This is a genomic window from Actinosynnema sp. (genome assembly GCF_052038725.1).
The window spans coordinates 1-4534 of sequence record NZ_JBQGCX010000639.1; the positions used below are offsets into that span (position 1 = coordinate 1).

Here is a 4534-nt window from a genome sequence, read left to right on the forward strand (position 1 = left end):
GCAGGAAGCCCATCACGGAGGGGATGTCCCGGATCGACGCGCCCTGGCCGAGGAAGCTGCGCTCCGGGTCCGGCCGGGTCAGCGCGCTGCCCGAGCGCACGGCGTCGAGCAGCGCGCGCAGCGCGCCCGCCGAGGCTGGACGGACAGGCTTGGGGGTGACCGTGGTCATGCTGGCCCCAGGGACGTCCAGGACGCCCGTCGCGTGCTCGGCGGTCTCCACCACCGCGCCCCCCGAGTCCGGCGCGGCGGCCGACGGGCCGGGGGCGGCGCCTCGGAACAGGCGGCCCCTGGCCACCGCCGCTGCCCGCGCCCGCCGCTCGCGCGACTCTCGGCCCAGGCAGCTGTCCATGATCTCCTCGTGGGCCACTCGCAGCAACGACCTGGCCGCGGCGCCCGACACACCCGTGTGGTGGGTGTAGAGGTCGACCCGCACTCTCTCGTCCTGACCGGCGGCGAACACCCCGATCTCCCTGCCCCCTGGGCGGGCGAAACGCGCCTCGGTGATCACCTCCACCGCAGGTCCGCCCACCGCGCGGGCTCGCCCCGCCACCAACCGCTCCAGGCGCTGCCTGCTGAGCGCGAAGTTGAACCACAGGGGCAGGTCCACGTGCGCGCCCCGGCGCACCGACTCCGCGTGGGCGGCCTCGACGAGCACGTCGTCCCCGGTCCACAGGTGGCGCATCGCGCGCATCGACTGCGCGGCGAGCGCCTTCGCCCGCCGTTCCAGGGACCCCGTCGACGCGTCAGCCCGGAGCAGCACCCCGTGGGGTTCGTACGCCACCACCGAGCTGCCGCCCTGCTGCGGACCCGCCAGGTCCACCAGCGACCTCCAGTGCAGCTCCGGCACGCCCAGCAGGTCCGACAGCGCCCCCGACAGCGCGGCCAGCAGAATGACCGACTCCGGAACCCTCCAGCGCTCCCCCAGCACGAGCAGCCGGTCCGCCAAGGCCGCGGACCGGGAGGTGGCCGTCGTCGAGGGGACCAGCCCATCAGGCAACCAGGCGGGCAGCGGGACCCTGCGGCCCCGATCGGTGAACACCAGCGACGGCGACGACCGGATGGCCTCCTGGACGAACAGGGCGCCCCGCGCCGCGCGCTCCCCGCAGGCCCCGGTCGAGCGCAGCCGCACCCAGTCCGCCAGCGCGAGCGGCTCGGCGGGCGCCTGCCCGGCCAGCAGGCGGTCGACCTCCTCGACGACGGCCGTCACGCCCTTGTCGCCTGCCGCCACGTGGTGGACCACGAAGCCGAGCCGCGTTCCCCCGTTCGAGGGGGCGCGCAGCAGGTACCAGCGGGCGGGCCACTCCTCCTCCAGCCTGATCGGGTCAGAGCGGACCGCAGCCGCCACCGCCGAACCCGGCTCCTGGCCGTCGTCCAGCTCGACCAGCGGCGGTGACGCGACCGGGTCGATCTCCCGGTGGAGCGCGCCCCCCTCGCCGACGACGATCCGGGAGCGCAGCACCGCGTGCCGCTCCACCACGGCGTCGACGACGGCGCGCGCCCGCGCGACGTCCGGCAGCGGCCACGACGAGATCCGGTGCAGCAGCTCGGTCGGCACGGGCTGGAACGAGGCCAGCCCGTACAGCTCGGCCGCGGTCAGCGGGAGCCGTTCCGGCGCCTCGGCCGAAGTGATCTCCACAGCACTACCCCCGATGTGCCTGCGTGTTCCCGAGATCCCCGAGCCGCTCAGGCGTTCCGCTCCGGGATTCACAGGAAATGGTTTCCCGATGCCCCCTTTTCCGGGAGGTCGCGGCGAACTTTACCGACCTGTCAACTCCGCTCATCCCGTTCGGCTCTCCTCAGGCTCTGGAAACCGAAGACGGTTTTCCGGAAACCTTGACACCGGATCGGAGCGGTGAATAGCTTTTCAGGCACGAGGGTTTCGGGAACGCGCGGTGGACGGGAGCGACCGGTGCGCTGTGGTGATGGAGTGGTGCACGGGCTCCTCGCGCGGGCCGCTCGCGATCACCCTGATGCCGTGGCGGTCCGGGACCGGCGGGGTGATCTGACGCACGCGGACCTGTGGGCTCTCGGTTCCGACGCCGCGGCGCGCCTGGTGGCGCGGGGCGTGCGACCGCGCGACCGCGTGCTGCTGCGGCTCGCGAACAGCCGGGAGTTCGTCGTCCTGCTCCAAGCCGTGCTCAGGGTCGGCGCCGTCGCCGTGCCCGTGAGCCCGGCGCGGGAGGCCCCGCAGGTGGTCGGGATCGTGGTCGACTGCGAACCCGCGCTGTGCGTCGTGGAGGCGGGCGACACCGCCCTGGGGCGAGACGGCGTGCAGGTCGTCGAGGTGGCCGAACTGCTCTCGGCCGCGGCGGGCTCGCTGGAGCTGGAAGAGCCGGACGTGGCAGCCGATGACGTCGCGTTCCTGGTGTACACCTCGGGCAGCACGGCCGCGCCCAAGGGCGTCGTGTGCCCGCACGAGCGGGTCGTGTTCGCGGCGCGCGCCATCGCCGAGCGCGTCGGCTACCGGGGTGACGACCTGGTCTACGGTCGACTGCCCTTCTCCTTCGACTACGGGCTCTACCAGATCCTGCTCACGGCGCTCGCGGGCGCGGCGCTGGTGCTGCCCGGCGACTCCCCGGACGTGCTCGCGCTGAACCAGATCAGGTCCTTCGGCGTGACGGTCGTGCCGGTGGTCCCGCCGCTCGCGGCGCTTCTGGCGCTCGCCGCGCTGAGGGACCGCGGACCCACCCGCGTGCGCCGCTTCACCAACACGGGCGCGGAGCTGACCGCCGAGCACGCCCGTCGCCTCCGGAAGGCGTTTCCCGGGGCGGACGTCTTGACGATGTACGGCATGACGGAGTGCAAGCGCGTCACCATCTCCGGTCCCGACGACGAGCTGCGGCGACCGGGAAGCGTGGGCACCCCGCTCAGGGGCACGTCCGTTGTGGTCGTCGGGGAGGGCGGTGCGCCTGCGGCGCCGGGCTCGATCGGTGAGATCGTGGTGCGCGGGCCGCACGTGATGGCGGGGTACTGGCGCGCCCCCGAGGAGACCGCCCGCCGCTACCGCCCCGACCGGGCCACCGGTGGAACCGCGCTGCACACCGGTGACTACGGGTGGATCGACGAGGCGGGCGACCTGCACCTGGTCGGGCGGCGCGACGACATCCTCAAGCGGCGGGGCGTGCGGATCAGCACCACCGAGGTCGAGGCAGCGGCGCTGGCGGTGCCCGGTGTCGTGGAAGCGGCGGTCTCCGACGTTCCAGGACAAGGGCTCCTGCTGTGGTTCACGGGCGCGGTGGACGTCGAGGGCGTGCGGTCCGGGATGGCCGCCCTCCTGGACGCCGCCCGTCTTCCCGACCGCGTTCTGAGGTGTGACGAGCTGCCGCGCACGGTGCACGGCAAGGTCGACAAGAGGGCACTGGCGGAGCACGCCGCCCAGACCGGGTGAACTCGGTTCTCCCGGAGCCCCAACACCCCACCGGCCCGATCGACGTGCAGAAGCGCGCTCTCGTTGACCACCTGCGAGTCCACCGACGCCCGAACCCGAGCCCGCACGTGCTGACGCTCGGACTCGCTCATCCCACCACAACCAAGGCACTCCACCCGCGCCGCGGGTTCTTCAACCGCACCAGCAACCGAGCCGCCACCCGTCTCGCACTGGAGTCGGGGGGGTCGCGCGGTGGTCGAGTCGGGGGCGTGCGGACGTCGTGACCAAGGAGGGGACGGCCGCCACCGGCTAACTCGGCCTTCCGGATGTCCTCCGATCCCGTCCCAGGCGCACCAGGGTGGTGACCAGGCGGATCGCGGCCACGAGCAGGCCTGGGCCCAGGGTGGCGATCCAGAGGTTCAGCGGTCCCTCCAGCGCGGCGATGAGCGCCACCGACGCCACCACGTGCAGCAGGAGGAAGGCCGTCGTCATGCGCTGGTTGCCCACCTTCAGCGCCGCGATCACCACCGATGCGGCGGCGATGAGGACCAGCAGTGCGATGACGACCACGTCCGCCTCACCGTCCCCTGCCGGGCGCACCGCGCCGATCGGTGGCCACACTACCGCGAGGGGAGGCCGTCGCCCGCCTGCGCGTCGGCCTCAGCTGCGGGATTCCTGCGCACCCCGCACCTCCGGCAGGTCTGTGAACGGACCGGGTCGCGGCGCGTGCAACAAAACGGCCCCGTGCTGTGTCTCCGGCACCGAGGGCAGTTCCCCCACGGTGCACCGAGGAGATCCCGCGTTGAAACGGTCGTGTCCAGTCGCCGGACTGGTGGCTGTCGTGGTCGCCGCCACGGCAGTCGTTCCGGCTTCCGCAGAAGTCCGACAACAGCATCAGCAGGTCGGGGTCGACGGGTTGACCACCACGGTCACGCTCATCACCGGTGACGTGGTGGATGTCGGCAACGGGCGGGTCCACGTCAGGCGCGCGCCCGGCCGGGACGGGGTTGGGTTTCGCTCGTTCACGGACACGCGGGGGGACCTGCACGTCGTTCCGGTTGACGTCCAGGCTCGCATCGGCTCCGGGGAGCTCGACGAGCGGCTGTTCGACGTCTCGCTGCTGGCGCGGTCCGGTTACGACGACGCCTCCAGTCGGACCATCCCGCT

4 protein-coding genes are annotated in these 4534 nt (G+C 73.0%); 2 read left to right on the forward strand and 2 right to left on the reverse strand.

Annotation, left to right across the window (positions count from 1 at the left end):
• A partial coding sequence (locus tag ACTUAL_RS13570; protein ID WP_440900484.1) for a hypothetical protein occupies nt 1-1636 on the reverse strand: 1636 nt, incomplete at its 3' end.
• Between the two features lie 294 nt (nt 1637-1930).
• Between ACTUAL_RS13570 and ACTUAL_RS13575 the strand changes: the two genes are divergently transcribed.
• Nucleotides 1931-3388, forward strand: a complete 1458-nt coding sequence (locus ACTUAL_RS13575) for a class I adenylate-forming enzyme family protein (RefSeq protein ID WP_440900485.1) — start codon at nt 1931-1933, stop codon at nt 3386-3388.
• Nucleotides 3389-3676: 288 nt separating this feature from the next.
• Here the strand turns inward: ACTUAL_RS13575 and ACTUAL_RS13580 are convergent, their stop codons facing one another.
• A complete protein-coding gene (locus ACTUAL_RS13580) occupies nt 3677-3988 on the reverse strand; it encodes a hypothetical protein (RefSeq protein WP_440900486.1) in 312 nt (103 codons plus the stop codon).
• Between the two features lie 220 nt (nt 3989-4208).
• On the opposite strand from ACTUAL_RS13580, the gene ACTUAL_RS13585 reads away from it, so the two are divergent.
• A partial coding sequence (locus ACTUAL_RS13585) for a hypothetical protein (RefSeq protein WP_440900487.1) occupies nt 4209-4534 on the forward strand: 326 nt, incomplete at its 3' end.